The organism is Ensifer sp. ENS07 (genome assembly GCF_014852185.1).
GTDB lineage: Bacteria > Pseudomonadota > Alphaproteobacteria > Rhizobiales > Rhizobiaceae > Ensifer > Ensifer adhaerens.
In genome coordinates this window covers 94,864-119,874 of record NZ_JACVBE010000008.1, presented here as the reverse complement: position 1 = coordinate 119,874, position 25,011 = coordinate 94,864, and the positions used below count along the sequence as shown (strand labels likewise).

Annotated in this window: 23 protein-coding genes; 9 read left to right on the top strand and 14 right to left on the bottom strand. The window is 63.0% G+C overall.

Annotated elements, in window-relative coordinates; all coding sequences use genetic code 11:
- Positions 1–118: 118 nt before the first annotated feature.
- Entirely contained in the window at positions 119–3,103 is a 2,985-nt protein-coding gene (locus tag IB277_RS23060; RefSeq protein WP_060606080.1) for an autotransporter domain-containing protein, read from the top strand.
- Between the two features lie 46 nt (positions 3,104–3,149).
- On the opposite strand, the gene IB277_RS23055 is transcribed toward IB277_RS23060, so the two are convergent.
- The 6 genes from IB277_RS23055 to IB277_RS23030 form a co-directional block, all read right to left on the bottom strand.
- Entirely contained in the window at positions 3,150–4,232 is a 1,083-nt protein-coding gene (locus IB277_RS23055) for an SGNH/GDSL hydrolase family protein (protein WP_060519284.1), read from the bottom strand.
- A 25-nt stretch (positions 4,233–4,257) separates the two neighbouring features.
- Complete coding sequence (locus IB277_RS23050; RefSeq protein WP_034789684.1) at positions 4,258–5,505, bottom strand: SGNH/GDSL hydrolase family protein; 1,248 nt, start codon at positions 5,503–5,505, stop codon at positions 4,258–4,260.
- A 66-nt stretch (positions 5,506–5,571) separates the two neighbouring features.
- Positions 5,572–5,985 carry a hypothetical protein gene (locus tag IB277_RS23045; protein ID WP_060519282.1) on the bottom strand — a complete coding sequence of 138 codons (414 nt, stop codon included), beginning with the start codon at positions 5,983–5,985 and terminating at the stop codon, positions 5,572–5,574.
- A 382-nt stretch (positions 5,986–6,367) separates the two neighbouring features.
- Positions 6,368–7,051, bottom strand: coding sequence for a response regulator transcription factor (locus IB277_RS23040; protein ID WP_034789687.1), 684 nt, complete (start codon positions 7,049–7,051; stop codon positions 6,368–6,370).
- Positions 7,012–8,820, bottom strand: coding sequence for a sensor histidine kinase (locus IB277_RS23035; protein WP_192371904.1), 1,809 nt, complete (start codon positions 8,818–8,820; stop codon positions 7,012–7,014). Before IB277_RS23035 ends, IB277_RS23040 begins: the two co-directional genes overlap by 40 nt.
- Complete coding sequence (locus IB277_RS23030) at positions 8,817–8,984, bottom strand: hypothetical protein (protein ID WP_156400694.1); 168 nt, start codon at positions 8,982–8,984, stop codon at positions 8,817–8,819. Before IB277_RS23030 ends, IB277_RS23035 begins: the two co-directional genes overlap by 4 nt.
- Before the next feature lie 317 nt (positions 8,985–9,301).
- On the opposite strand from IB277_RS23030, the gene IB277_RS23025 reads away from it, so the two are divergent.
- From IB277_RS23025 to IB277_RS23015, 3 genes are read left to right on the top strand one after another with little or no spacing between them, the layout of a single operon-like run.
- Positions 9,302–9,733, top strand: coding sequence for an SxtJ family membrane protein (locus tag IB277_RS23025; protein WP_034789693.1), 432 nt, complete (start codon positions 9,302–9,304; stop codon positions 9,731–9,733).
- Between the two features lie 46 nt (positions 9,734–9,779).
- A complete protein-coding gene (locus tag IB277_RS23020; RefSeq protein ID WP_192371902.1) occupies positions 9,780–9,929 on the top strand; it encodes a DUF5989 family protein in 150 nt (49 codons plus the stop codon).
- Between the two features lie 11 nt (positions 9,930–9,940).
- Entirely contained in the window at positions 9,941–11,773 is a 1,833-nt protein-coding gene (locus tag IB277_RS23015) for a carbamoyltransferase (protein WP_034789695.1), read from the top strand.
- Positions 11,774–11,880: 107 nt separating this feature from the next.
- Here the strand turns inward: IB277_RS23015 and IB277_RS23010 are convergent, their stop codons facing one another.
- From IB277_RS23010 to IB277_RS23000, 3 genes are all read right to left on the bottom strand, one after another.
- Positions 11,881–12,768 carry a LysR family transcriptional regulator gene (locus IB277_RS23010; RefSeq protein ID WP_192371900.1) on the bottom strand — a complete coding sequence of 296 codons (888 nt, stop codon included), beginning with the start codon at positions 12,766–12,768 and terminating at the stop codon, positions 11,881–11,883.
- Positions 12,769–12,974: 206 nt separating this feature from the next.
- Positions 12,975–14,678, bottom strand: coding sequence for an amidohydrolase (locus IB277_RS23005; RefSeq protein WP_060606083.1), 1,704 nt, complete (start codon positions 14,676–14,678; stop codon positions 12,975–12,977).
- A gap of 325 nt (positions 14,679–15,003) precedes the next feature.
- On the bottom strand, positions 15,004–15,414 hold the full coding sequence (locus tag IB277_RS23000; protein ID WP_034789708.1) for a hypothetical protein: 411 nt from the start codon (positions 15,412–15,414) through the stop codon (positions 15,004–15,006).
- A gap of 315 nt (positions 15,415–15,729) precedes the next feature.
- Here IB277_RS23000 and IB277_RS22995 point away from each other — a divergent pair, with 315 nt between their 5' ends.
- The 4 genes from IB277_RS22995 to IB277_RS22980 all read left to right on the top strand — a co-directional run bounded on the left by IB277_RS22995 (position 15,730) and on the right by IB277_RS22980 (position 18,518).
- Positions 15,730–16,428, top strand: a complete 699-nt coding sequence (locus tag IB277_RS22995) for an RNA polymerase sigma factor (protein ID WP_371813658.1) — start codon at positions 15,730–15,732, stop codon at positions 16,426–16,428.
- 89 nt (positions 16,429–16,517) lie between these two features.
- Positions 16,518–17,039, top strand: coding sequence for a DUF4142 domain-containing protein (locus IB277_RS22990; RefSeq protein ID WP_113188632.1), 522 nt, complete (start codon positions 16,518–16,520; stop codon positions 17,037–17,039).
- 8 nt (positions 17,040–17,047) lie between these two features.
- Entirely contained in the window at positions 17,048–17,362 is a 315-nt protein-coding gene (locus IB277_RS22985; protein ID WP_112975228.1) for a cupredoxin family copper-binding protein, read from the top strand.
- Between the two features lie 133 nt (positions 17,363–17,495).
- A complete protein-coding gene (locus IB277_RS22980; protein WP_192371897.1) occupies positions 17,496–18,518 on the top strand; it encodes an LLM class flavin-dependent oxidoreductase in 1,023 nt (340 codons plus the stop codon).
- A 111-nt stretch (positions 18,519–18,629) separates the two neighbouring features.
- On the opposite strand, the gene IB277_RS22975 is transcribed toward IB277_RS22980, so the two are convergent.
- The 5 genes from IB277_RS22975 to IB277_RS22955 form a co-directional block, all read right to left on the bottom strand.
- Positions 18,630–19,016 (bottom strand): hypothetical protein, encoded by a 387-nt coding sequence (locus tag IB277_RS22975; RefSeq protein ID WP_192371895.1) that lies wholly within the window; start codon positions 19,014–19,016, stop codon positions 18,630–18,632.
- A gap of 113 nt (positions 19,017–19,129) precedes the next feature.
- A complete protein-coding gene (locus tag IB277_RS22970) occupies positions 19,130–19,900 on the bottom strand; it encodes an ABC transporter ATP-binding protein (protein WP_034789724.1) in 771 nt (256 codons plus the stop codon).
- Between the two features lie 9 nt (positions 19,901–19,909).
- Positions 19,910–20,893 carry an ABC transporter substrate-binding protein gene (locus IB277_RS22965; protein ID WP_192371893.1) on the bottom strand — a complete coding sequence of 328 codons (984 nt, stop codon included), beginning with the start codon at positions 20,891–20,893 and terminating at the stop codon, positions 19,910–19,912.
- A 35-nt stretch (positions 20,894–20,928) separates the two neighbouring features.
- Entirely contained in the window at positions 20,929–21,813 is an 885-nt protein-coding gene (locus tag IB277_RS22960; protein WP_060528972.1) for an ABC transporter permease, read from the bottom strand.
- A 9-nt stretch (positions 21,814–21,822) separates the two neighbouring features.
- The gene (locus tag IB277_RS22955) at positions 21,823–23,175 is read right to left on the bottom strand and encodes an LLM class flavin-dependent oxidoreductase (protein WP_112975230.1); all 1,353 of its coding nucleotides are present in this window, start codon (positions 23,173–23,175) and stop codon (positions 21,823–21,825) included.
- Positions 23,176–23,574: 399 nt separating this feature from the next.
- Here IB277_RS22955 and IB277_RS22950 point away from each other — a divergent pair, with 399 nt between their 5' ends.
- Positions 23,575–24,936 (top strand): dicarboxylate/amino acid:cation symporter, encoded by a 1,362-nt coding sequence (locus IB277_RS22950; RefSeq protein WP_192371891.1) that lies wholly within the window; start codon positions 23,575–23,577, stop codon positions 24,934–24,936.
- Positions 24,937–25,011: the final 75 nt, after the last annotated feature.

Here is a 25,011-nt window from a genome sequence, read left to right as displayed (position 1 = left end):
GCGGTGGCCCATCCGGCCCGGGAGCAACGGTGGTAGTAAATCGTTAACCATGATTAGATAGCCAAAGCTACCCATTCCGCTGGCTGATTCGCGAGCGTTCGTAGCACCGGCGGCACCCATGCGACAAACACCGCTCGCGGTCCTTTCCAAACGCCTCGGCCTTTTCACGGCACTAGCCTCTCTTGCCGTCTCGACACCGGCGCTTGCCCAGTCCGTTTGGACCGGGGGAGCCGACAACGAATTCGGCAACGGCGCGAACTGGGCGCCCGCCCTGCCCGGCGCGAGCGACGCAGCGGAGGTCAACACCGGCTCTCCGCAGGTCAACGACGGCCGTACGATCCGCCAGCTTGGCGTCGACGGCGGCAATGTCACCATCTCCAACACCGGCGCGCTGACCGTCACCAACGGTAGCACGATCAATTCCGGGAGCGTCAGCATCAACGCGGGCGGCGCACTCACCTCCAATGTCGAGCTGAACGGCGGCAGCCTGTCGATCGATGGGGACCTCAACGGAAGGCTGACGCTGAACAACGGCAACGTGTCGGTGAACGGAACGCTGGACAGCGCCAGCGTCGGCAGCGCCACGTCGCTTTCCAACAACGGCGAGGTTGGTGACGTCAAAGTCTCGGCTGGGGGCACTTTCGTGAACAACACCGGCGCCGTCGCCGGCGCGACGGTGAATGCCGGCACCGCCTCCAACGCCGGAACCATGGGCTCGCTGACGAACACCCAGGGGAACTTCACCAACAATACCGGCGGCACGATCACCGGGAAAACGACGGTGGCGGGCGGAACCGTCACCAACAACTTCGTCGTCACCGACGCGGATGTCGCGGCAGCGGCCGCCTTCGTCAACAACAATGGCGCAACTGCGGGCGCGATTACCAACGCCGGCACGGTCTCGAACGCTGGCACCATCGCATCGGTGCGCAACGACGCCGGAAGCTTCACGAACAATTTCGGCGGCGAAGTGACCGGCGAAACCACGGTCTCTGGCGGCGCCGTCACCAACAACGCGACCCTCGGTACGGTCACCGTCGGCGCGGGCGGCACCTTCACGAACACGTCGGGGGCAAGCGCCGGCGCGGTCACCAACAGCGGCGCCGCGTCGAATGCCGGCACGATCGCCGGACTTACCAACACAGCCGGAAACTTCGCCAACAATGCCGGTGGCACAGTCACCGGCAAGACGACGGTTACAGGCGGCACCGTGACGAACAATTTCGTCGTTAGCGACGCCGACGTCGCGGCCGCGGCAGCCTTCGTCAACAACAGCGGCGCCGTGGCCGCCAACGTCACCAACGCCGGCACCCTGTCCAATGCCGGAACCATCGCTTCCGTGCGCAACGATGGCGGATCCTTCACCAACAACGGCAACGGCACGGTGACCGGAAAGACAACCGTCGCCGGCGGCAGCGTCGTCAACAATGCGGCGCTCGCCGACGTCGAGATCGGTGCCAACGGCACTTTCACCAATAACAGCGGCGCGACTGCCGGGGCAGTTTCCAACGCCGGCACCGGGTCGAACGACGGAACCATCGCTTCGCTCGCAAACAGCGGCGGCCTCTTCCAAAACACCGGCACGATCAGCGGCGCGGCGAACATCACGGGCGGCGCTCTCGTCAACCAGGGCACAGTCGCCGGGACGGTCGAAATCTTCGACGGCGGTCTCTTGTCCGGCAGCGGCATCGTCGGCAGCCTGACGGTCAATGCCGGCGGCGTGGTCTCTCCCGGCCCGGGCATCGCGGTTGCCACCGTCAACGGCGACCTGACGTTCCGTTCGGGCTCGATCTATCAGGTGGATGTGGATGCGGCGGGGCAATCCGACCGCCTGGCCGTTTCGGGCGCGCTTTCGCTTGAGGGCGGCAGGCTAGCGGTCCTCGCCGGCAGCGGCGTCTATGACCCGTCGACGAGCTACACGATCGCTTCCGCCGGCACTGTCAGCGGCCGGTTCGATGCGGTGACAAGCAATCTTGCGTTCCTGTCGCCGACGCTGACCTATGGCGCCACCGGCATCGATCTGAGGCTCGACCGGAACGACGTTGCGTTCGCGGACCTCGCAGAAACCGCCAATGGGCGCGCAGCAGCAAGCGCTGTCGAAGCGCTGGGCGTCACGAGCCCGCTCACGCTGGCCGTGCTCTCGCTGGATGATGCAACGGCCGCAAGCGCCTTTTCCCAGCTGAGCGGCGAGGTACACGCCTCAGTCAAGAGCGCGCTGATGTGGGACAGCCGTTTTCCGCGGGACGCCATTCTGGAGCGCGCGGGCTCGGCCGTCTCGACCCTTCAGGAAACCGAGGACGCCGTCTTCTGGACGTCGGGTTTTGCAGGCGCGGGCCATTTGTCCGGTGACGGCAACGCAGCCGCTATCGGTAACCGCACGGCGGGTGTCCTCGTCGGCGCTGATACGGCGGTTTCCGACGATTGGCGCCTCGGTGGGATCCTCGGCTACAGCCATCTCACCGTTCAGCCGCAGGCGCGTGTCGATGCTTACCATGCGGGCCTCTACGGATATGGGAACATCGGGGCGCTGAACCTTGCAGGCGGCGCGATCTATAGCCACAACGAGGTTTCGTCGGAGCGTGACCTCGCCTTCGGCTCGTTCACAGACCGCCTGACCGCCGACTACGACAGCACTGTTGCCCAGGTGTTCGCCGACCTTTCCTTCACGCTCAGCGCAGACGACATCAGGCTTCAGCCGTTCGCAAACCTGGCCTATGTCTATCTCGATACCGATGCGTTCAAGGAAAACGGTGGTTCGGCGGCGCTCTCGGCAGAAGGTGCCACTGACGACGCCATGCTTACGACCATCGGCGTGCGCTGGTGGGCGAATCTGCCGATAGACCAAATGCCGATCTCAGCCTCCGGCATGCTCGGCTGGCGCCATGCGGAAGGCGACCTTTCGCCGTCCGCGCGCCTTGCCTTTGCCGGTGCCAGCCCCTTCACCATCGCAGGCGTGCCCATCGCGCGCGATGCGCTGGTGGTGGAAGCGGGCATTTCCGCCCGGCTCTCCAAATCCGCGCGGCTGGCAATCACCTATCTCGGCGAATTCGGCGACGGCGCGCGGTCGAGTGCCGGCCGCGCAAACCTGATCGTCGATTTTTGACGCGCATGTCTCCGACCAGGACGTTCAGCAGCCGGTCGCGCTAGCCTCACGGCTGGACCTTGGCGACCGATCCGGCTCCGGCGAAGAGGTCCGGATAGGAGCGTTCCAGCGTTCCGGCGATCGCGGCGGCGAAGCGCTCGTTGGCGATCCGGTTCGGGTGCGCATCCGATGGCGATACCCACAGCGTTTCGGGAACGAGATCCTCGACCGAGGGGCGAAGATCGAGGAAGGGAACCCCCTCGCTTTCGGCGATCTTCTCGACCGCGCCGGTGACTTCCGGGAACGGATACTGCTTGACTTCATGCAGTTCGGGATAGTTGACGAGCACGAGCTTGATGCCACGTTCGCGGCAGAAGCTGATCAGCCGCCGCATGGCATCCTGCCCTTCCGTCCAGCCGGGCTGGTCGTCTTCATAGAGGCCCCGGTAATAGGCCTTCCAGTCCGCCCGACCGAGGAAGATGCGCGAGATTTTGTCGACCGCCGAGGCGAGTACGACATAGGCCTGCGAATACTCGCCCCAGCCGACCTCGTGACGGCGCGGCGTCGGCTCGGCATCGTTGATGAAATAGTTGAGGACGACCACGTCCGGCTTGAGCTCGACGCCCTTGGTCATGAAATAGGCGACTTCCATCTGGGTGTTGTAGTTGCCGACACCGGTGTTGATCACCTCGTATTTCGGCGCCCCCTGGCTGCCGCCGTTGAGGACCGTTTCCAGCAGCCTGGAGGGCGTATCTTCCTCTTTGACGCCCCAGCCGAAGGTCAGCGAATCCCCGAGCATCATCACCCGCGTCGTCCCGGCGGCAACCGGGCCGATTTCGCGGTTGCGCAGGCCGATCGAGTTGATGCTGACCGGCACACCCATGAAGACGCCGCTCGAATTGGGAATATGCTCGTGGCCGATCGCCGGCTCGGCGCTGACCCGTTTCAGGTCGCGGGCGTATTTCCACATCTCGAGGTCGAAATCCATGCCGTTGTCGAAGACGGTGCGCGCCATGCCTTCGATCATGAGGCCGCAAAGGGCGAGGCTGAAAGCCGTCGCGAGAACCGCAAGCAGGGCTCGCTTGAGAATGGAGGATTTCCGGACGCTGTTTTGTTCCATTTGAACGACGCGTGTTACATTGGAATTCATCGGATCTTCCTTTCAGGTCCGCCGATTACTGTCCGACCTGAGAAAACTTCAGGCAATCTGGCTCCACCGGAGCGGTTTTTACGAACTGGTGCTCGCCGACCGTCAGGCCCTTGCCGCCGCTCCAATCATTGACCAGCCACTGGTCGATCGCCTCGGCCACAAGAAAATGTCCGAGCGGAGAAAGGTGCTTGTCGCCGATGCCATAGGTTTTCATCGGATCGTTGGCGGAGAGCTTTTCGGTCGGATCGACCACGTACACTCCGGGCGTCGCAGCGGCGAGCGCCTTGATCATTTCGCGCTGCTTTTCCGGCTGCAGGCCGTCGTCGCGACCAACCAGTTCCGCCCAGCCCGGGAGGATGACGACGAGCAGCTCGGCGCCGTTGGCGCGGGCATCGTCGGCAAGCCGGACGAACAGGCGCCGCGTCAGCTCGATCGCATGGCCGATGTCACGCCGGGACGCCCGGTCGCCAACATAGGGTCTGAGCAGGGTCGAGTAGAACCAGTTGTAGAGCTTGCTGTTCTGCCACAGGTACAGATGTGCCTGCAAAGCGAGGCTGGGCTTCTTGGTTCCGCTACCGGCCGGCTCGACCGTGATATCGATGGACGAGGGCGTCAGAACCGCACGCTCGGCATTGTCCTCAAGGTCGGTGCTGAGCGAGAGCCCGACGACGACGAGGTTATGAGGGATGCTGTGGCCCTTGTCCTCATAGACCCGGATCTCGTTCGGCTGGCCGTAGCCGCCGGTGCCGTAGTTCTTGAGCAGCAGTTGCGGGTGCCATGCGTTCAGGAGCGAGCTGAAGGTTTCGCTTTCCTTGACGAGCGAGCCGCGCACCATGGAATCGCCGAGGACGAACACCGGCGAACCCGTGCCCGTCGCATTGTCGCGGAAACCGTCGCGGTTGATCTGGACGCGGTTCCAAGGATCGAGCGGGCTGAAACGCTCGAAGTAGCTGTTGCCCGGTATTTCCGTATAGCCGTAGAGCGCGTGCGACTGATGCCGCCCCCGCGGCACGCCGCAATAGACATATTCGCCCTCGCCGACCGGAAGCTGCAGGCTCGGCACCAGACGCAGCAGCAGTTCGCACAGCAGAATGGCGACAAGTCCCGAAACGAGAATGATCAGCCCATCCATGACACCGCCGAAATTGCGCGAACGGCGCATGCGTTGCAGGATTCCGCTCGATTGAGGCTTGTTCTGATCGATGAAATCCGCAGGCGTCGCCGTCGGATTGTTGTTGTTGAGCGCATCCTGACGTTCGGCTTTTCGGGGCATGTCAGCTGACACCTTGATTGTGCGATCTGTGTTGAAGCATTTCGGATGATTGCCGCATCGCCCGGTTCAGGCGCTTCCGGCCTCGCGCCAATAGGACCGTGCCAGGCTGGCGAGATAGGTGGTCGTGCGCCTCGATGTCTTTGCGACGGAGGGACGCTTCGGTTCGTCGGAGCCTGCGTGTTCGCCAGTATCTGCGAGCCGGATGCGCTTGGAGGAATCCGGCCGCAGGAGCTCGATCGGTCGAAGCAGCCCGGGCAAAGTCCCGTAGCCGGTCAACTGATCGCGAAACAGGCTGGTCGCGGCATAGACGACATCCGCCGTCTCGACCGCTTCCCGCACGCGGGCATCATCCGAAATCTTGACGTAAAGCACGCCAGGAATGAAAAGAGGCAACGTCGGCACCACGGGATCCAGGATCCGGTTGACCGCGGCCGGCGTCACCTCGTTTAAAACGAAGACGGTAAGCCGCTTCTGGCTCAAACGATAACCCTTTATGATTATCTCGACCGGAAGCCGACCGTCTGTTTCAGCTATTTCAATAACACTTTGAACATGCATAGTGGCTCTCCGGAACAGAGAAGAACACCGTCAATATCTTCAGAATACGAAAACATGAACTTATTCGTTATATAGCGACATGAGCTTCGGAGGTTTCACTTCTCTGCCGGAGACGCCTTACAATTCCGAACTCTATCCTAGGATTTTCGTTCTGAATATATCCAGATGGATATACTCCGGCCCTGTTTCTTACAGTTCGCTTGCGGCAGAAAGCGCCGGTCGCGGCGTCTCGTCGCGGGCTGGATGTTTTCGAAAGGGGAGGCTCAGGCCAGAAGCAGGGGGCCTGCAAGCGCGGGCGACGCCGTCATAGTGGGCTCTTCGGGAGCCGGTTCGCCAGATTGGCCAGCTCGACGCGCGTCGAGATTCCGAGCTTGCTGTAGATGCTGTGGAGATGCAGCTTGACCGTGCCCGGCGATATGCCGAGCCGGGCACCGATCTCCTTGCTGCGGATCCCCGAGGCCGCCAGCCGCGAGACCTCGATCTCGCGCTGTGTCAGGAGGTCGACGCCCCGGGTCTCAACGGCCTCCTGCGCGCGTATCCGCTCGATCGCGGACTTCAGCGCCTGATCCTGGAAATAGGTCTTGCCGCTGGCCACGACATTCATGCAGTCGAGCAGGGTGTCCGGGGCCTGTTCCTTGAGGACGATGCCGTTCACTCCGAGCCGGATCGCTTCGGCAACCTGATCGTCACCGATATCAGCCGTCAGGATGACGATCGCGATCTGCTGTCGGTGGGCGCTGCGCACCCGGCGTATGAATTCGAGCCCGTCCATATGCGGCATGCGAAGATCTGCGACGACGATATCGGCGCCCCGCTCGGACAGAACCTGCAGCGCATCGGTCGCACGCTCGCAGGTCGCCACCACCTCCCAGCCGGGCACGGTCTCGATCAGCCGGCGAAGCCCGTCGAGCACGATCAGATGATCGTCGACGACGACCGCGCGCAACGCTATTGCGGCATTGGCAGCATGACGACCACTCGAGTCCATTCCGCTATCCTTTCGATCGCAAGTTTTCCGCCACGCGCTGCCGCCCGTTCACGCAGGCTCCGCGGTCCGATTTTTTCTCGTTCAAGCTCGGCATGGTCAAGACGCTCACCATAACCGAAGCCGACCCCGTCGTCGTCGATCGTCAGCACGATCGATCCGTTGTCGATGCTGAGCGTGATCCTGACCTTCTGCGCGCCGCCGTGCCTGACCGCGTTGGCGGTCGCTTCGGACGTCATGCGCGCAAGCTCGTAGGTCAGCGCCAGCGGCAGGTCGATGCCGGACGGCGGGTCGAAGGCGATCGAGACGTCGATCTGCCATTGCTGCCGCAGCCGTGCGGCCACCGCTTCCAGTTGACGCTCGAGCTGCATTTCGCCGGTAGCCTGGAGATTGCCACCCGGCTCGAGCGCGCGGATGAAGCCGCGAAGCTCCCGCTGTTCTTCGAGCAGCATCGCCTGGATGGCCTCGAGGCGTTCAGCAAGCACATCCGGCCCCGCATCCTTGAGCTTGCGCAGCGACTGAAGCTGCAGTGCTGTGCCCGCAAGCGCCTGAAGCACCCCGTCGTGCAGGTCGCGGCCGATGCGGATGCGCTCGTCGACGGCCGCCTCGTCACTCAGGCGTCTAACCAGGATCGCCTGTTCGAACAGCGCCTTGATCCTGTCGGCGATGATCTCCGCGATCGCCACGTCATCGAGCGTGAGCGCAGGCGGCTCCAGAACGAAGAGGCGCGCCTGCAGATCGTCGACCTGGAAGAAGGTCGAGACCGCGGCGTTGATGTTGAAAGCTTCCACAAGCGCTGGCGAGATCGGGGGATCGGGATCCGACCATTGATGAAACCGCCCCTCGCCGATATGCACGAGAACGCGACCACGCGCGGCCTCGGTGACAAGCAGGCTGCTGCGCAGCAATTTTTCGTCCGTCCAGGTACCGAAGGCATCGGGCGGCATCTGCATGACCTCGAGTTCGCCTTCGTTCCACAGGGCCGCATAGGTCCAGGGCTCCTCCGCATCGGTCCACAACAAGAGGGCCCGCGGAACCAGCATGACATGGGCGGCATAATCGAGGGCCGCGCGCGCCGGCCACTCGCGTCCCCGCGGCTGGCTCGGTGTTCGCTGCACCAGCCGAAGAAGCTCGGCCCGGACCGCCTCCTGGTGTGCGCCCAGCCAGACGAGCAGCGCAGCCGCAACGAAGATGAAGAGGATCCGCGAGGCGTTCGTCGTCGTATCGGCATCCGGATCGAGCATATCGCCGGCATCGAAGTAACCGAGGTAGAGCAGGGCCGCCAGGCAGACGAGACCGGTGTAGAGCGCCCCGCGCCAGCGCCAGTGCAGCGTCGCGGACAGCAAAGTGAACGGCATCAGCATGAAGAACGGGCTTGCCGGGCCGTCGGTCATCGACATGAAGATCGCAAACGCCGCGACATCGATGATGTGACGCACCAGCGTGCCGCGCACGCGCGAAATCTCCGTGCGCCAGACGAGGAAGGCGGCCGCGATGGCATAGAAGAGATGGCCGATCAGCAGGAAGTAGATGGGCTCTGGCGGCAGCGGCACGTGAACGGAATCGAGCCAGGCGATCCAGACGCTGCCGAGCGCCAGCAGAATGCGCCCGACGGCGATCACCTTGTCGGAACGAGCTCGGAAGGTGTTCGTCCAGACCTTGCGGCCGGACGCCTGGTCCAGATCCATCGGCGCGCCGGCACCGTGTGGTGGAGCGGCCGCCGTCGGGCTCACGCGGCGGGCGCTGAAACGGTTTGACGGCTCTAGCTTCATGCCAAGTCTCCGCTCTGCGCCGCCCCTTTGAAAACAACCCTGCGCGTGACGAGCGAGAATAAATCAAATCGCGGCCACCGACCGTCGCCGACCGCATCTTCGACGACGAGGACGGCACGGCCCTGGCAGCCGCTGCAATCAGCATATTCAAGTGTCGTCAGCATACGCTCGTCTCTTCCAGCGCTCAAATGCATTCGCCACCAGTATAGCCAAGGTTACGCGCGCGCGCCCGGACCACACGAACCTTGCACTGCTGCAGGCAAGCCCTGGAACAGGGCCGACCGGCGGACATCAACCCGAGTATCAGAAGATCGCGCCAAGAATCGTAAGCCGGATATGACCCTCTATATCCATTGGCATATTGACCTACCCCAGTATTTGCCGCTCATATTCTCCCAATATAAATGACTAAAGAGTTTTTCATTCGTCGGCACAATGAAAATTGTGCGTTTTTTAGCTAACCGCTTTGAGGTGGATAGCAATGAGCATTTCTCACGGACCACTGAACGAGAAGCCCCCGGAAGGACCGTCGAACAGAAGTTTCGGCTACACCGTCGGTGGCATCCTTACCCTGATCGCGCTCGTGAAATGGTGGCGGGCTTCCGAGATTACGACCGTAACGGCTGTGCTCGCCCTGATCGGCGTGGTTCTGGTCGTGCTGGCCCTGATCGCGCCTTCGACCCTGACACGCGCCAACCATCTCTGGATGCGGCTCGGCCTTGTGCTGTTCAAGATCGTCAATCCGGTCGTGATGTTCCTGATCTACGTCACGACCTTCGTGCCGATCGGCATTTATCTCAGGCTTCGCGGCAATGACGCGCTGACCGAACAGTTCGACAAGAACGCCAAGACCTACTGGATCGACAAGCCACAGGGCGAAGCAGCCCAGGCAACGATGAAAAACCAGTTCTGAAATTTGAAGAACCTATCCCTTATTGTATCGGACAGAGGACACGAAAATGGACCTTGCTAGGGAACTCCTGTCTTACATGGGCAACCGGAAGAAATACTGGTTGCTGCCGATCCTGGTCATGACGACCATCTTCGGAACCCTGGTGGTACTGACGCAGGGAACGGCCGTCGCCCCCTTCGTCTATACGCTGTTCTAGGCGGCACCATCGTGCGTATCCTCGGTATCTCGGCCTTTTACCACGATAGCGCGGCCGCGCTCGTCGAAGACGGGCGCATCGTAGCCGCTGCACAGGAAGAGCGCTTTACGCGCCGGAAACACGACCCCGATTTTCCGGCGCGGGCAATAGAGTACTGCTTGTCGGAAGCAGGCTGCACCATGAACGACATCGACCATGTCGTCTTCTACGAAAAGCCGTTCCTGAAGTTCGAGCGGCTTGTCGAGACCTATCTTGCGACAGTGCCGCACGGCTTCAGTTCGTTTCGCGTGGCGATGCCGGTCTGGATCAAGGAAAAGCTCTTCCAGAAGAAGATGCTGCGCAAGGATCTCGGCAAGCTTGTCGGCAAGAAGGAATGGGATGGCTCGCTGCTTTTCACCGAGCACCACCAGTCCCATGCAGCGAGCGCCTTCTTTCCCTCGCCCTTCGCCTCAGCCGCAGTCCTCACCATGGACGGCGTCGGCGAGTGGTGCACCACATCGCTTGCCCATGGCCATGACAATCGCCTCGACTTCCTGAAGGAGCTGCATTTCCCGCACTCCCTTGGCCTGCTTTATTCGGCCTTTACCTATTACACGGGCTTCAAGGTCAATTCGGGCGAGTACAAGGTGATGGGGCTTGCGCCCTACGGGCGGCCGCGTTTTGCGCAGACGATCCTCGACAACCTGATCGATCTCAAGGACGACGGCTCCTTCCGTCTGGACCAGCACTATTTCGGTTATTGCACGGGCCTGAAGATGACCTCGCCGGCCTTTCACGACCTCTTCGGAGGCGAACCCCGCAAGCCGGAATCGCCGCTGACCCAACGCGAGATGGACCTTGCGGCCTCCGTGCAGGTCGTGACCGAAGAGGCGGTCATGCGGCTCGCCCGCTATGCCCGGCGCCAGACAGGCGAAAAGAACCTCTGCCTTGCCGGTGGCGTCGCGCTCAACTGCGTGGCGAACGGCAAGTTGCTGAAGGCCGGGATCTTCGACGATATCTGGATCCAGCCCGCCGCAGGCGATGCGGGCGGCGCCCTCGGGGCGGCCCTCTCGGTCTGGCACGAATATCTTGGAAGCGCGCGTGTCGTGAAGGACAGCGATTCCATGTCGGGCGGCTATCTGGGACCGGCCTTCGCGCAAGGTGAAGTCGAGCAGCGGCTTGCCAACGCCGGGGCGAACTTCGAGGTCCTCTCGGACGAAGAGATCACCTCCTCCACCGTCTCGGCGCTGACCGAGGAAAAAGCGGTCGGCTGGATGCAGGGGCGGATGGAATTCGGACCGCGGGCTCTCGGCGGACGGTCGATCCTCGGCGACGCCCGTTCGCCGACGATGCAGAAGATGCTCAATCTCAAGGTCAAGTATCGCGAGAGCTTCCGTCCCTTCGCTCCGTCGATCCGGCGTGAAGACCTGTCGGACTGGTTCGATATCGACACCGACAGCCCTTACATGCTGCTTGTCGGCGACGTCCTGGAAAGCCGCCGCCTGCACGCCAATCACCCGCAGGAAAATCTGTTCGGCATCGATCTGCTCAACGTGCCGCGCTCGGAAATACCGGCGGTGACCCATGTCGATTACTCCGCCCGTATCCAGACGGTGCACCGCGAGACCAACCCGCGTTACTGGGAGCTGTTGACCCGGTTCAAGGCGCGCACCGGCTGCCCGGTGCTCGTCAACACCAGCTTCAACGTGCGTGGCGAGCCGATCGTCTGCAATCCCGAAGACGCCTATCGCTGCTTCATGGGAACGGAGATCGAGCGCCTCGTCGTCGGCAATTGCATCCTGAAGAAGGAAAACCAGCCGGAGCACCTGAAGCAGGACTACAAAGAGAACTTCGAGCTCGACTAGAACCGGTCACGTAATCTGTTCCTTCAGAACGCCGGGCCGCAGCAGCGACCCGGCGTTCTAACGTCCGGCACGCAGCCGCGAGGCGCTTCGGCCGGAGGGCGCGACGCCTACTCGCTCGTCAGCAGCTTGACGAAAAACGGCACCAGCCCCGATTTCGCCCGCGACTTGTCGAAGGCTGCCTGGAAAGGCGCCCTGTAGCTGAAGAGGTCCGGGCGGATCGGCCGCAGCAACCCTTCGCTGACATAACGGCTGGCGAAGTGATCGGGCAGATAGCCGAGATAGCGCCCGGAAAGGATCAGCCGCGCCTCCGCCTCCATGTCGCTGACCGTCGCGCGCGGATTGGCGATCGAGAAGATCTTGAGGTCGCGCGCATTCCAATAGGAGCGACCGATCAGATTGTAGGACCGGATGTCGTCGATTTCGATCGTGCTGTCATCGCGGGAAAACAGCGGGTGCTCGGCCCCACAATAGAAGCGCTGCGTCTCCTCGTAAAGATCGACATATTCGAGCCCCAGCGTCGTGCGCGGGAAGCTCGCGATCGCGATGTGGAGCTCGCCCGTTATCACGTCGCGCAACAGTTCATGCGGCGGTCGGGTGACGATCGAAAGCGCCACCTCGGGCGCTTCATCCGTCATCCGCGCAAAGACGCGGGTCAGACGGGAGGCCGGGTCGGACAGGGTGTTGTCGATCAGACCAACGGAAAGCGTGCCGTTCAGCCGGTGCTGCAGCCCCTTCATGCGGATATCGAACTGGTCGATCGTGCCGAACAGGCGCTTGGCCTCCTCGTAGACTGCACGCCCCTCCTCGGTAAGGCGGAAACCGGACCGGCCCCGCTGGCAGAGGATCAGACCCAGGCGACTTTCCAGCGCCGAGATATGGTTGGAGATCGTCGAGAGCGACAGGTTGAGCTCGCCCTGTGCAGCCGCGAAACCACCCGCCTCCACGATCGTCACGAAGATCCGCAGCAGCCGCACGTCCAACGAGTTCAACGCCATTCCATCGCGTCCTTAGCTTGATAAGCTCCAAAGTGAAGCGCAATTATTATGAATTTTCAGGCACTAAGCCAGTGCACCATGGCCCTGAACGGCAAATCGGCCGGCGCTGGTAGCGCCGGCCGAGCGTGATCTGGATCGGTGGGAAGGCTGCCGATCGACGTGTCCTCGCACGGCGACCGGCAAGAGAAGGACGCTGCCGCCCCCGATCAGGGCCGGCGATAGACCTCGTTTCCGGCGAGATAGGTCGCCTCCACCTTGCGCTCGCGGATCGAACGGTCGAGTGGATCGGACAGAGTGCCGTCGATCACGACGAAATCCGCCCACTTGCCGACGCTGATCGAGCCGATCTCACCGCCCCAAGGCGTCATGTCGGCACCCGCCTGGGTGAGACCATGCAGGGCCTGGTCGAAGGTGACCGCTTGCTCGGGGTGCCAGGGACCGTCACCCAAGCCAAAGGGGCTCTCGCGGAAGACGGCATCGTTGATCTGAGTCAGCGGGCTCAGCGGCGATGTCGGCCAGTCCGAACCGAACACCAGCGGTACGCCGGCGTCGAGCATCGAATGCCAGACATAGGCCCGCGGCTCGCGATCGGTACCGATGCGTTCGGTGATGTACTTACCGATCGTGCCGGTCGCATGGTTCGGCTGCATCGAGGCGACGACACCGAGATCCTTGAAGCGCTGGATGTCCTTGGTCTCGACCACCTCGATATGCTCGATACGGTTCGGCTGCGGCCGGGGCACGGAGGCTTCGGCGAAAGCGTCGAGAACGAGGCTGACGCCGCCATCGCCGATCGCATGCACCGCCGTCGGGAAGCCGTTTTCGTTGGAGGCCTTGATTGCCGCCGCCAGCTGCTCCTTGGTCTCGAAGGGCTTGCCCTTCCAGCCGTGCTGGTCGGAATAGTCCTCATGCATATAGGCGGTGCGGGTCGAGAGCACCCCGTCGATCACCGACTTGGTGTAGCCGAGCTTCAGCAGCGGTCCCTTCTTCTCAAGCTCGCCGGAATCCGCGGCAATCTTGTCGACCTCCTCGCGATCCTTGACCGCTGCGGCGATCTTCTTCGGGTCGCCCTCGAAGAACCCGTACCAGACGCGTAGCGGCAACTTCTTCTCGGCAAGGATTGCCGCGTAGTCGTGCACGGCCGCGAGATGGGACATGTCGTTGACACCGGTGATCCCCAGGCTGTTGGCAAACTTCATTGTTTGCAGCAGCCCCTCGCGCCGCTCGCCGTCGCTTGAGACCGGCCGGTGCTTCGTGACGAGATCGCCGGCCATTTCGAGCAGGATACCGCTCGGCTCGCCCTTGTCGTTCAAGAGCACCTGCCCGCCCTCTTCGACTTCCGACTTCGCGGTAACGCCGCCCACTTCGAGCGCCTTGGAATTGACCCAGTAGGAATGGAAATCGATATCTCGCAGGACCACCACGCGATCCGGCACCACGGCGTCGAGATCTTCCTTGGTCGGCAGTTTGCCTTCGCCGAGCGTGTAGTCCCAGCCGCCGCCCATCAGCCAGACGCCCTTTGGCAGCCTGGCGTCAGCCTCCTTGATCTTTTCGAGCCAGGTCTTCTTGTCAGGAATGTAGGAGAGGTCGACACCGGTCACCATGTCCATACCGTCTGTCAGATGGGTGTGACCGTCGATGAAGCCAGGGGTCACGGTCTTGCCGCCGGCATCGATCACCTTGGTCTCGGCATCGGCCAGTGCCTTGATCTCGTCGTTGCTGCCGACTGCGGTGAACTTGCCGTTCTCGATTGCGAAGGCCTGTGCCTTCGGCTTGCCTTGGTCCACCGTGCGCACGTCGCCGTTGAGCACGATCAGATCGGGTGCGGCCCAAACCGGCTGCGCCGTGCCGACCAGGATCGCCAGCGCGGACGTTGCACCCAGAGCCCGGGTTACTGCTGCCAATGTCATGAAATCCTCCTCCCGCGGCTGCATCCCTCCACCCCCGGCGAGCCGCGCGGCACCGGCGTTGAGGGGATGATGCTGCAAGTGGGGAGGATCGCGATATACTCCCTCGGGCTAGGTTTGCGCCATGCCGCGCGACGACCACACTGTGTCCGTTGCAACGCGGTGCGCATCGGTTCGGGCTGAACAAAACCAGGTTTGCCACCCAGCCGGGCGCAATATCCTTGCCCGGCGCGAAAGCGAGGCCGCGCCGCTCACAAGAAACAGGAGGTTAGGGAAGCTTCCGGCTGGCGCCCTGGCTTCCCCCGAGGCTGGCCGATGGGCTCAGCCCTCAGCTAAAGAGCGCCTTCAGACGCGGCCAGAGACCAATGGCCGCGCGAACCCGACGGGCGGCATAGGCAGCCCGCACCGAACTACCGAAATTGCAGTCGCAGACGATGTCGTGCAGCTGATGATCCGATATTTCGAAAAAGCGTTTTGCTTCGCCGTAGCTGTCGTCTGCGAGCCCCGCGAGGCGCAATTGCGTATCCTCGAAGGCGACGGTCATGGGCGAACCGTTGACCTGCATGGCCTGACGCACGGCAGCAGTCGCACGTTCAGTACCGGAAAGCGTGCCAAGCCGGCGATCGGGATTGCTTTCCAAGAGTTCGGCCCAACGCTGAAGCCGTTCCGTTCTCGTCATGACGGGATCGGGACGGATTTCGGCGAGCGCCTGCAACTGTTCTATTGTTTGATGCTTCATCGTCGTCTCTCCTAGTGCGAAGATGCGACCGCGATACGCGCCCCTGCACACCGGGGTCGCCGATCCTCAAACTCGCCAGAGGGAACCCCAGTTCCCTGGCCAGAGAAAAAAAGAGGGCTTGCCAATACCGCTGCGCGAACGGAGCCCCAAGACCCAACTTCCGCTGGCGAAAACACGCGAAATGCCGTTTCGTAGAGGCACGCTCGCGACTGGAAGCACGCCCCTGTCCCTATTTCGGTTGCCGCTATCGCGGCGTATGTTTTCTCGGGAACGTTTTTGCCCGATCCGCATCAAACGGTGGTTTGGAGGTGGATGATGAAAGATGCCGTGCAGACAAAACCCGCCACGGCGGAAGCGGACCATTTGACGGACGAGACTCTCGTCGAGCGTGCGCTTGCGAGGGATCCGGAAGCCTTCCGGATCATCATGACAAGGCACAACCAGCGGCTTTTTCGCATCGCGCGCGCCGTCGTGCGCAACGACAGCATCGCCGAGGATGTGGTGCAGGAAGCCTATCTGCGCGCGTTCGAACACCTCGAAACGTTTCGTGGCGATGCCAGCCTCGCCACCTGGCTGCATCGGGTCGTGTTGAACGAGGCGCTCGGACGCCTGCGCCGGTCGGCGACGCGACGGGAGGTTCCGCTTGCGACGGACAACGCCGGCGCCGAGATCGTACCCTTTCCCAATGCTGCGAACGCCGACGATCCGGAACGCAGTCTCGCGCAGCGTCAGATCCTGCGACTGGTGGAAGAGGCCGCCGACGGCTTGCCGGAAGCATTCCGCCTGGTCTTTACCGCCCGCGTCATCGAAGCGATGAGCGTCGAAGAAACCGCCGCCCTCCTCGGCATCAACCCAAAGACGGTCAGGAGCCGCCTCTACCGGGCTCGTCAGCTGGTGCGCCAGCAGATCGATCGCCAGGTCGGGCCGGTGCTCATGAATGCCTTTCCCTTCGCCGGACGTCGCTGCGCGCGATTGACGGAGGCGGTCATGCACCGGCTCGGGCTATCAGGCTGACATTTTCGGGAACCTTTGACTGCGGCGCGCATCCAACGGGTGTCATTCATCAAGACCGGTGCCACTTGCGGCCGGAAAAGGAGTTCCCGATGTATGCCCGTTTCACTTCAGCCCTCGCCGTCGTCTGTCTCATCAGTGGCGCTACCCATGCAGCCGACACGAAGGTCACAGATCCGCAAATCGCCCATATCGCCTATACCGCCGGCGTCATCGATATCGAGGCCGCCAAGCAGGCCCTGAAAGTCTCGAAGGACAAGGAGGTCATCGGCTTTGCCAACGACATGCTGCGCGACCACGAGGCCGTGAACAAGCAGGCCCTCGATCTCGTCAAGAAGCTCAAGGTGACGCCCGAAGACAACGACACCAGCCGCGCGCTGACGAAAGCGGCTACGCAAGAGCGTGAAAAGCTGGCGAAGCTGAGCGGCGCCGACTTCGACAAGGCCTATGTCGCCAACGAGGTGGCCTACCACAAGCAGGTCAATGGCGCGCTTGAAACCCTGCTTATTCCCTCCGCGAAGAATGCCGAGCTCAAGGACCTGCTGGAGACCGGGCTCAAGCTGTTCCAGGGGCACCAGCAACATGCCGAGCATGTCGCCGGGATGATGAAGTAGGCCGCGCCATGATCCGGAAGCGAAGCCTTGGCGCCCTTTCCGGCCTGGCTCTGATGCTGGCTGCGCCATCGGCGTGGGCGGAGACCATCCGGGTGACGATCGAAAAGCTCGTGTTTTCGCCCGCCGAAATCAGCGCCGCCATCGGCGACGTGATCGAGTGGGACAACAAGGACGTCATGGCGCACACGGCAACGGCCAAGGGTGATTTCGACGTGGTGATACCACCGAAAAAGATGGCGACACTCACCGTCACCAAGGCCGGAACCTTCGACTATACCTGCCGCTTTCACCCGAATATGAAAGCGCGCCTGCAGGTGCGATGAAAGACTTGAGGACGGCAGTGCGAGCGCATCCCCACGCGCCGCCGTTCACGGCGAAGTCACCGGACACCGGCTGTATCCGGAAACCGAATTATGCCATGGAAGCGGCTGGTTCCATCGAGGAGGCGGCACGGCCATGAAGAAGATCGGTTTTCTTTCCTTCGGACACTGGACGCCCTCGCCGCAGTCGCAGACGCGATCGGCGGGCGACGCCCTGCTGCAATCGATCGATCTCGCCGTTGCGGCCGAAGAACTCGGCGCAGACGGCGCCTATTTCCGCGTTCATCACTTCGCCCGCCAGCTCGCCTCGCCGTTTCCGCTTCTGGCGGCGGTCGGTGCAAAGACGAGCCGGATCGAGATCGGCACCGCCGTCATCGACATGCGCTACGAGAACCCGCTCTACATGGCCGAGGATGCGGGTGCGGCCGACCTCATCGCCGGTGGTCGGCTGCAGCTCGGCATCAGCCGCGGCTCGCCGGAACAGGTGATCGATGGCTGGCGCCACTTCGGCTACCAGCCGTCCGAGGGCGAGACTGAGAGCGACATGGCAAGAAGGCACGCGGAAGTGCTGCTCGACGTCCTGCGCGGCGACGGCTTCGCCGAACCCAATCCGCGGCCGATGTTCCCCAATCCTCCCGGCCTGCTGCGCCTCGAGCCGCATTCCGCGGGCCTCAGAGAACGCATCTGGTGGGGCGCAAGCTCGAACGCCACGGCCGTCTGGGCCGCCAAGCTCGGCATGAACTTGCAGAGCTCGACGCTGAAGGATGACGAGACCGGGCTGCCGTTCCATGTCCAGCAGGCCGACCAGATCCGCGCCTACCGGGAAGCCTGGAAGGCGGCGGGGCACATGCGCGAGCCGCGCGTCTCGGTCAGCCGCAGCATCTTTGCGTTGATGGACGATCGCGACCGCATGTATTTCGGTGGCGGAAACAAGCAGGAAGACCAGATCGGTTTCATCGACGACAAGACGCGGGCGATTTTCGGGCGCAGCTACGCCGCGGCACCCGACGTGCTGGTCGAGCAACTGGCAAAGGACGAGGCGATTGCCGAGGCCGACACGCTGCTCCTGACGGTCCCGAACCAGCTTGGCGTCGAGTACAACGCCCATGTGATCGAGGCGATCCTCAAGCATGTCGCGCCGGCACTTGGTTGGCGCTAGCGACAGGCGACGCCTCAAACTCCAGGCATCTGAAATAGGCATCTGAATTCAGGCACCCGGCCGAATCAGGGAGCGCGGCTGTGCGGCCAGCCCCTTCACTTAGCTGGTTCTTCAGGGAACCTGCGGCGGATGCGCGACGCCCAGATAGTAGTCGCCCTGTCCGCCGCTCTGATACTCGCCCATGTAGCGCTGGCGGGCATCACCCAGCGTGCGGGCCGGCGGGCGGTAGACATAACCCGGCGCCGGATCGACATACGGATCGACATAGATGCTGCCAGTCGGCATCGGATCGACATAGACTTGCGGCTCGACAGGCTCGACATAGACCGGGCCGGGCGCGGGTTCGACATAGTAGGGTTGCCCGTAGAGCACCCGGTTCTGGGTGCCCGGCGGATTGTGCGGATCGATGCCGGTGTAGAAGCCGTTGGCGAGCGCCGGTGCTGCCGTGCCAAGGGCAAAAACGATTGCGGCGAATGACATTCCGTTCGAAAGCTTCATGGCGTTGCTCCTGTCTCGGCTGAGCATCCGACCATCTGGCAGCATCGCCCCCGGTGGATGCGAACGTCGAGAGAGAATAACGCGTAATCGCTGCAACCGTTCCGCACGCGACCTTAGTGCAGTCCGAAGATGCCGAGCAGTTCCTCGCGCTGGCGCACGAAGGCGCTGGCGCTGCGGTCGCGCGGCCGCGGCAGGTCGATCTCGATCAGCCGAGGTTCGCCGCCCTTTTCGCGCGGCAGGATGAGGATACGGTCGGCGAGATAGATCGCCTCCTCGAGATCATGGGTGACGAGCACGGTTGTCACGTCCTCGTCGCGCCAAATCCGCGCCAACTCCTGCTGCATGCTGATCTTGGTCATGGCGTCCAGCGCGCCCAGCGGCTCGTCGAGCAGCAGGATTTCCGGCTGGACCGCAAGCGCCCGGGCAATGCCGACGCGTTGCGCCATACCGCCCGACAATTGCCGCGGATAGGCGTCTTCGAACTGTTGCAGGCCGACCAGTTGCACGTAGCGCCGCGCCCGGTCTCGTGCCTGCCCACGGGAAAGACCACGCGTCTCCAGCCCGAAGCCGACATTGTCGAGCACCGTCAGCCAGGGCAGGAGCCGCGGCTCCTGGAAGATCACGGCACGGTCGGTGCCGACACCTCTCGTCAGCTTTCCGTCGATCAGCACCTCTCCGGCATCCGGATCCTCAAGACCCGCCAGCACCCGAAGCAGGGTCGTCTTGCCCGAACCGCTGGCGCCGACGATAGCGAGCGTCTCGCCGGAGCGGATATTAAGGTTGATATCCCGAAGCACAGGCAAGGGCGTGCCGTTCAGGCGGTAGGACTTGGAGAGGTGACGGATCGTCACCTCTCCCCGGCGAGGGTTCTGGGTAACGCTCATGGAACGTCCTCAGTTGCTGGCCGTTGCGCCGTCGACGGCCAAGAGAACGTCCTTTGGCGCCAGTTGGCCCTGCTTGAGCTTGCCTTCGCGCACCAGCACGTCGATCCAGAATTGGAGGTCACGCTCGACCGGCAGGCCACCGGCCCGCACCCCATAGCCGCGGAAGTACTGGGCGATCTCAGGATTTTCCCCGCGGGCCTTCAGGGCCTTGGCAAGGATGTCCTTCGTTTCCTGCGAATGTTCGCGGGCATAGTCGAGCGCGCGGGCCGACTGCAGCACGAAGGTCTTTGCCGCCTCCGGATGCTCCTTCACGAAGTCGCGTCTGAGCACGACGAAGCCGCCGGCGATCTCGCCGAGCACGTCGGTGTCGTCGAAGATCGCGCGCAGACCACCATTCTTACGAGCCACGCCCTCGAAGGTCGTCTGCCAATAGCCGAAGGCCGAGATATCCACCTGGCCGGAGCGCAGGACCTGTTCCAGTTGCGGACCGGGCACGACCACCTGGTTGGCGGCATCTGTCGGCAGGCCGACAGAGTGCAAGGCCTCGCGGATCGTATAGTCGAGGTGCGCACCGAGCGTGTTCACCGCTATGCTCTTGCCGGCGATGTCCTTGATGCTTTTGATCGGGCTGTCTTCCAGCACGTAGAAAATCGACTGCACTTCGTCATTGATGCCGTTGGAGGGATAGGCGGCCACGAAATCGTTGCCGCTGATAATCGAGTTCAGCACGGCCGATGTCGCCGCGCTGCCGATCTCGACGTCGCCGGAGGCCAGCGCGATCAGTGATGCCGGGCCGCCGGTGGCGTAGCCGACGCTCTCGATCGTGATGCCGGTTCCATCAAAATAGCCGAGTTCCTGCGCGAGTTCATGTGCCGACAGGCCGCTTTGGCTGGCGAGATAGCGAAGCGTGACCGCGTCGGCAGCGGCCGCCGGTGAAACAAGGCCAAGTGTGACGGCTGCCGAGAGAAGAAGATTGCGGGGGTGGAAGGTCATCTCGATATCCTTTCGAAGGGGAACTGGTAAGGCGGTCAGGCGTTCGGCGCAGACCAGCGGCAGAGATTGCGTTGGATGAGAACGAGCAGCGCATTGGCGGCGAGACCGAGCAGGGCAAGCAGCAGGATCGATGCAAACATCAGCGGGATCTGGAAGTTGTATTGGGCGTTCATCACCTGGAAGCCGATGCCCTTGTTCGCTCCGATCATTTCGGCAGCGATCAGAAGCAGCAACGCGGTCGTGGCCGAGAGCCTGAGGCCGACGAAGATCGCAGGCACGGAGGCCGGCAGAACCACGCGGCGGAAGACGGCGAGCGAGCCGGCGCCGTAGGTGCGAGCCATCTCGATCAGCTTCCTGTCGACCTCCTTGACCCCACCGATCGTCGACAGGAGGATCGGAAAGAGCGTCGCCCAGAAGATCACGAAGACCTTCGACGTTTCGCCGAGACCGAGCAGCAGAATGAAGACCGGGTAGAGCGCCAGGGCCGAGGTCTGGCGGAAAAGCTGCAGGACGGGGTCGAGTGCCTGTTCGACAAGCCGGACCTGGCCCATGAACAGCCCGAGCGGGATTCCCACCGCGACGGCGGCTGCAAAGGCAATGCCCGACCGCTGCAGGCTGATGGCGATGTCGTCGAGCAGCGCGCCGCCGGCGATGCCGTCCCAAAGGGCCGACAGGATCACGTCGAGCGGCGGAAACACCGCCGCGTTGACCCAGCCCACGGTGCTTGCAACCTGCCAGAAGGCCAGAAACGCAAGCACGAGGCCGTAGCGGGCGACGATTGCGCCGAGCAGGCGGCGCCAGCGCGGCACGGAGTTCGGCCGGGAATGCGCGGCGGGCGAAGTGGAACTCTTGGCAAGAGCCTCACGGCGCGCCGTTGCAAAGCCTGCCGCAAGCGAGGGGTTGATGGTTTCATAGGACATGGCAACACCTCACTCTGCTGCCTGAACGACCGACCGGGCAGCAGTCCAGCGGTTGACGGGAACGGGCAGGCCGAGGTTTTCGCGCAGCGTCCTGCCCTCGTAGGCAGTGCGGAACAGGCCGCGACGCTGCAATTCCGGGATCACCAGCTCGACGAAGTCGTCGAGCGCCGTCGGGAACCATGGCGGCAGGATGTTGAAGCCATCGGCGGCTTCGTTCTCGAACCATTCCTGCAGGGTATCGGCGATCTGCCCCGCCGTACCGACAATCGTGTAGTGGCCGCGCGCCGACGCGATCCATTGGTAGAGCTGGCGAATGGTGAAGTTGTTCTCGTCGGCGATCTGGCGGATCAGCGCCTGGCGGCTCTTCATGCCCTCGGTCGGCGGCGCCGGCGGCAGCGGCCCGTCGAGGTCGTAACCACGGAGATCGAGCGTTCCGCCGGTCAGGCCGTTGAGCAGGCCGATGCCGTCCTCCTCGACGATGAGCGAGGTCAGCCGTTCGTATTTCTCCCGCGCCTCGGCTTCCGTACGGCCGACGAAGGGCGAGACACCGGGCATGACCAGGATGTGGTCCGGGTTGCGGCCCAGGCCCCGGGCGCGGGCCTTGATATCGCGATAGAATTCCTGCGCCGTTTCGATGTGCTGGTGCGCCGTGAAGATCACCTCCGCAGTGGCGGCGGCAAGGCCCCTGCCATCATCGGACTGGCCGGCCTGCACGATGACGGGATGTCCCTGCGGCGAGCGCGAAATGTTGAGCGGGCCGCGGACCTTGAAATGCTCGCCGCGGTGATCCGTGTCGTGCAGCTTCGCCGGATCGAAAAAGACGCCCGTTTGCTTGTCGCGGATGAAGGTATCGTCCTCGAAACTGTCCCAGAGCTTCTTGACCACATCGACATGCTCGGCGGCGCGCCGGTAACGCTCGGCATGCGGAAGCTGCGTGTCGCGGTTGAAATTCTGGGCGGTCGGATCACCCGTGGTCGTCACCACGTTCCATCCGGCGCGACCGCCGGAAATGAGGTCGAGCGACGCGAACTTGCGCGCTGTCGTATAGGGTTCCTCATAGGTCGTCGACGAGGTGGCTATGAAACCGAGATGGGTGGTGAGTGGCGCCAGCGCCGAAAACAGGGTCACCGGTTCGAAGCCGGCAACACGGGCATTGCCGCCCTCTCGCGCGCCACCGAAGCCGATCGCCAGCCCGTCGGCAAGAAAGTAGGCATCGAACAGACCACGTTCGGCGGTCAGCGCCAGCTGCTTGTGAAACTCGAAACTGGTCGCCCCGTCGGCTGGCTGGTCGGGGTGGCGCCAGGCGGCAATATGCTGCCCGCCGCCGGGAAGAAAGGCTCCAAGCCGGATCTTGCGTGTCATCTCAATCCTCTCCTGTCTCGCTTTAAACTCGAGGAGATCACCCTGCCGAGGGCGAAGCGCACAAGGCGCTCCGCAACACGCGGCGAACTCCGGCCACGACAGACAGGTTACATTATATACTAATTTTATATAGAAAAAGAGGATTTCAACGAGACGTGCCGGGATTGAAATGTTTTTCGTCAGTTCGCCCGGTTTAGAGATCGATGACCGCTTCGCCGCCCTCAGGCGCAATCCGGCCGGAGCGAGAGTGCGCGGTTGATCCGGGAAAATATTCCACTTGGAATAGTTTTCGAGCCAAAGGTTTTCTTATCTCGACCAGAATACTCGACTATTTTTCGGGCACTTGCGGCGGCCATTGCCTAAAAATGTGGCCGCCGCCACACAATGAGAGTGAAAGACGTGTCCCAAGCAACCACCCAATCCTCACCAAAGCCGATCTATGCTTCCTTCGGGTTCCAAGTCCTGGCGGCCATGGTCATCGGCCTGCTGCTCGGCCTCATCGCCCGCAATATGGGCGTCGATGCCAGCGGCAATGCCAACTGGCTGACGGTCACCCTGCAGACGATCGGCTCGATCTTCGTCCAGCTTCTGCGTGCGCTCGTACCGCCGCTCGTCTTTACCGCCATCGTCGCCTCGATCGCCAACCTGGCGACGCTGCAGAATGCCGCCAAGCTCGTGTGGCAGACGCTGCTCTGGTTCGCGATCACCTCTCTCATCGCCGTCGTCATCGCCATCGCACTCGGCCTGATCATTCAGCCGGGCATCGGTTCGGCCGTTTCGCAGGAAGCTGCCAAGGCCCCCTCCTATTCCGGCTCGTGGCTCGATTTCCTGAAGGGCCTCGTGCCCGCCAACATGCTCGGCCTTGAAGCCAGCACCAAGGTCACCGACACGGGTGCCACCACCTCGCTCAATTTCAACGTGCTGCAGATCCTCGTCGTTTCGATCGCCGTCGGCGCCGCGGCGCTGAAGGTGGGCGATGCTGCCAAGCCGTTCCTCGCCTTCAACCAGTCGCTTCTCGCGATTGTGCGCAAGGTCCTCTGGTGGGTTATCCGGCTGACGCCGATCGGCACGATCGGCCTGCTCGGTCGCGCCGTTGCCCAGTACGGCTGGGAAACGCTGGCGCAGCTCGGCTGGTACACCGCTGCCGTCTATATCGGCCTTGCGATCGTGCTCTTTGTCGTCTACCCGGCGCTGCTCGTCGGCCACGGCCTGAGGCCCTCGCGCTTCTTTGCCGGCGCCTGGCCGGCGATCCAGCTCGCCTTCGTTTCACGCTCCTCCGTCGGCACCCTGCCCGTTACCGAAACAGTGACCGAAAAGAGCCTCGGCGTGCCGCGCGAATATGCCGCCTTCGCCGTGCCGCTCGGCGCCACCACCAAGATGGACGGCTGCGCCGCGATCTACCCGGCCATCTCGGCGATCTTCATCGCGCAGTTCTTCGGCCTGCCGCTCGGCATCCAGGAATATGTGCTGATCGTCTTCGTCTCGGTGCTCGGCTCTGCCGCAACCGCCGGCCTCACCGGCGCGACTGTCATGCTGACGCTGACGCTTTCGACGCTCGGCCTGCCGCTCGAAGGGATCGGCCTGCTGCTCGCCATCGACCCGATCCTCGACATGGGCCGCACGGCGGTTAACGTCGCCGGTCAGGCGCTCGTGCCGACGATCGTCGCCAAGCGCGAAGGCATTCTCGACGAGACCGTCTACAACGGCGACAAGGTGCTCGACGACCTGGAACCGCTTGGCGCCGCTGCACGCGCTGCCTGACGGCGTGAAACGACGCATGCGGGCCGCAAGGTCCGCATGCCGTGTTATACTTCAGGCGTTCCGCCTGTTGAGGGA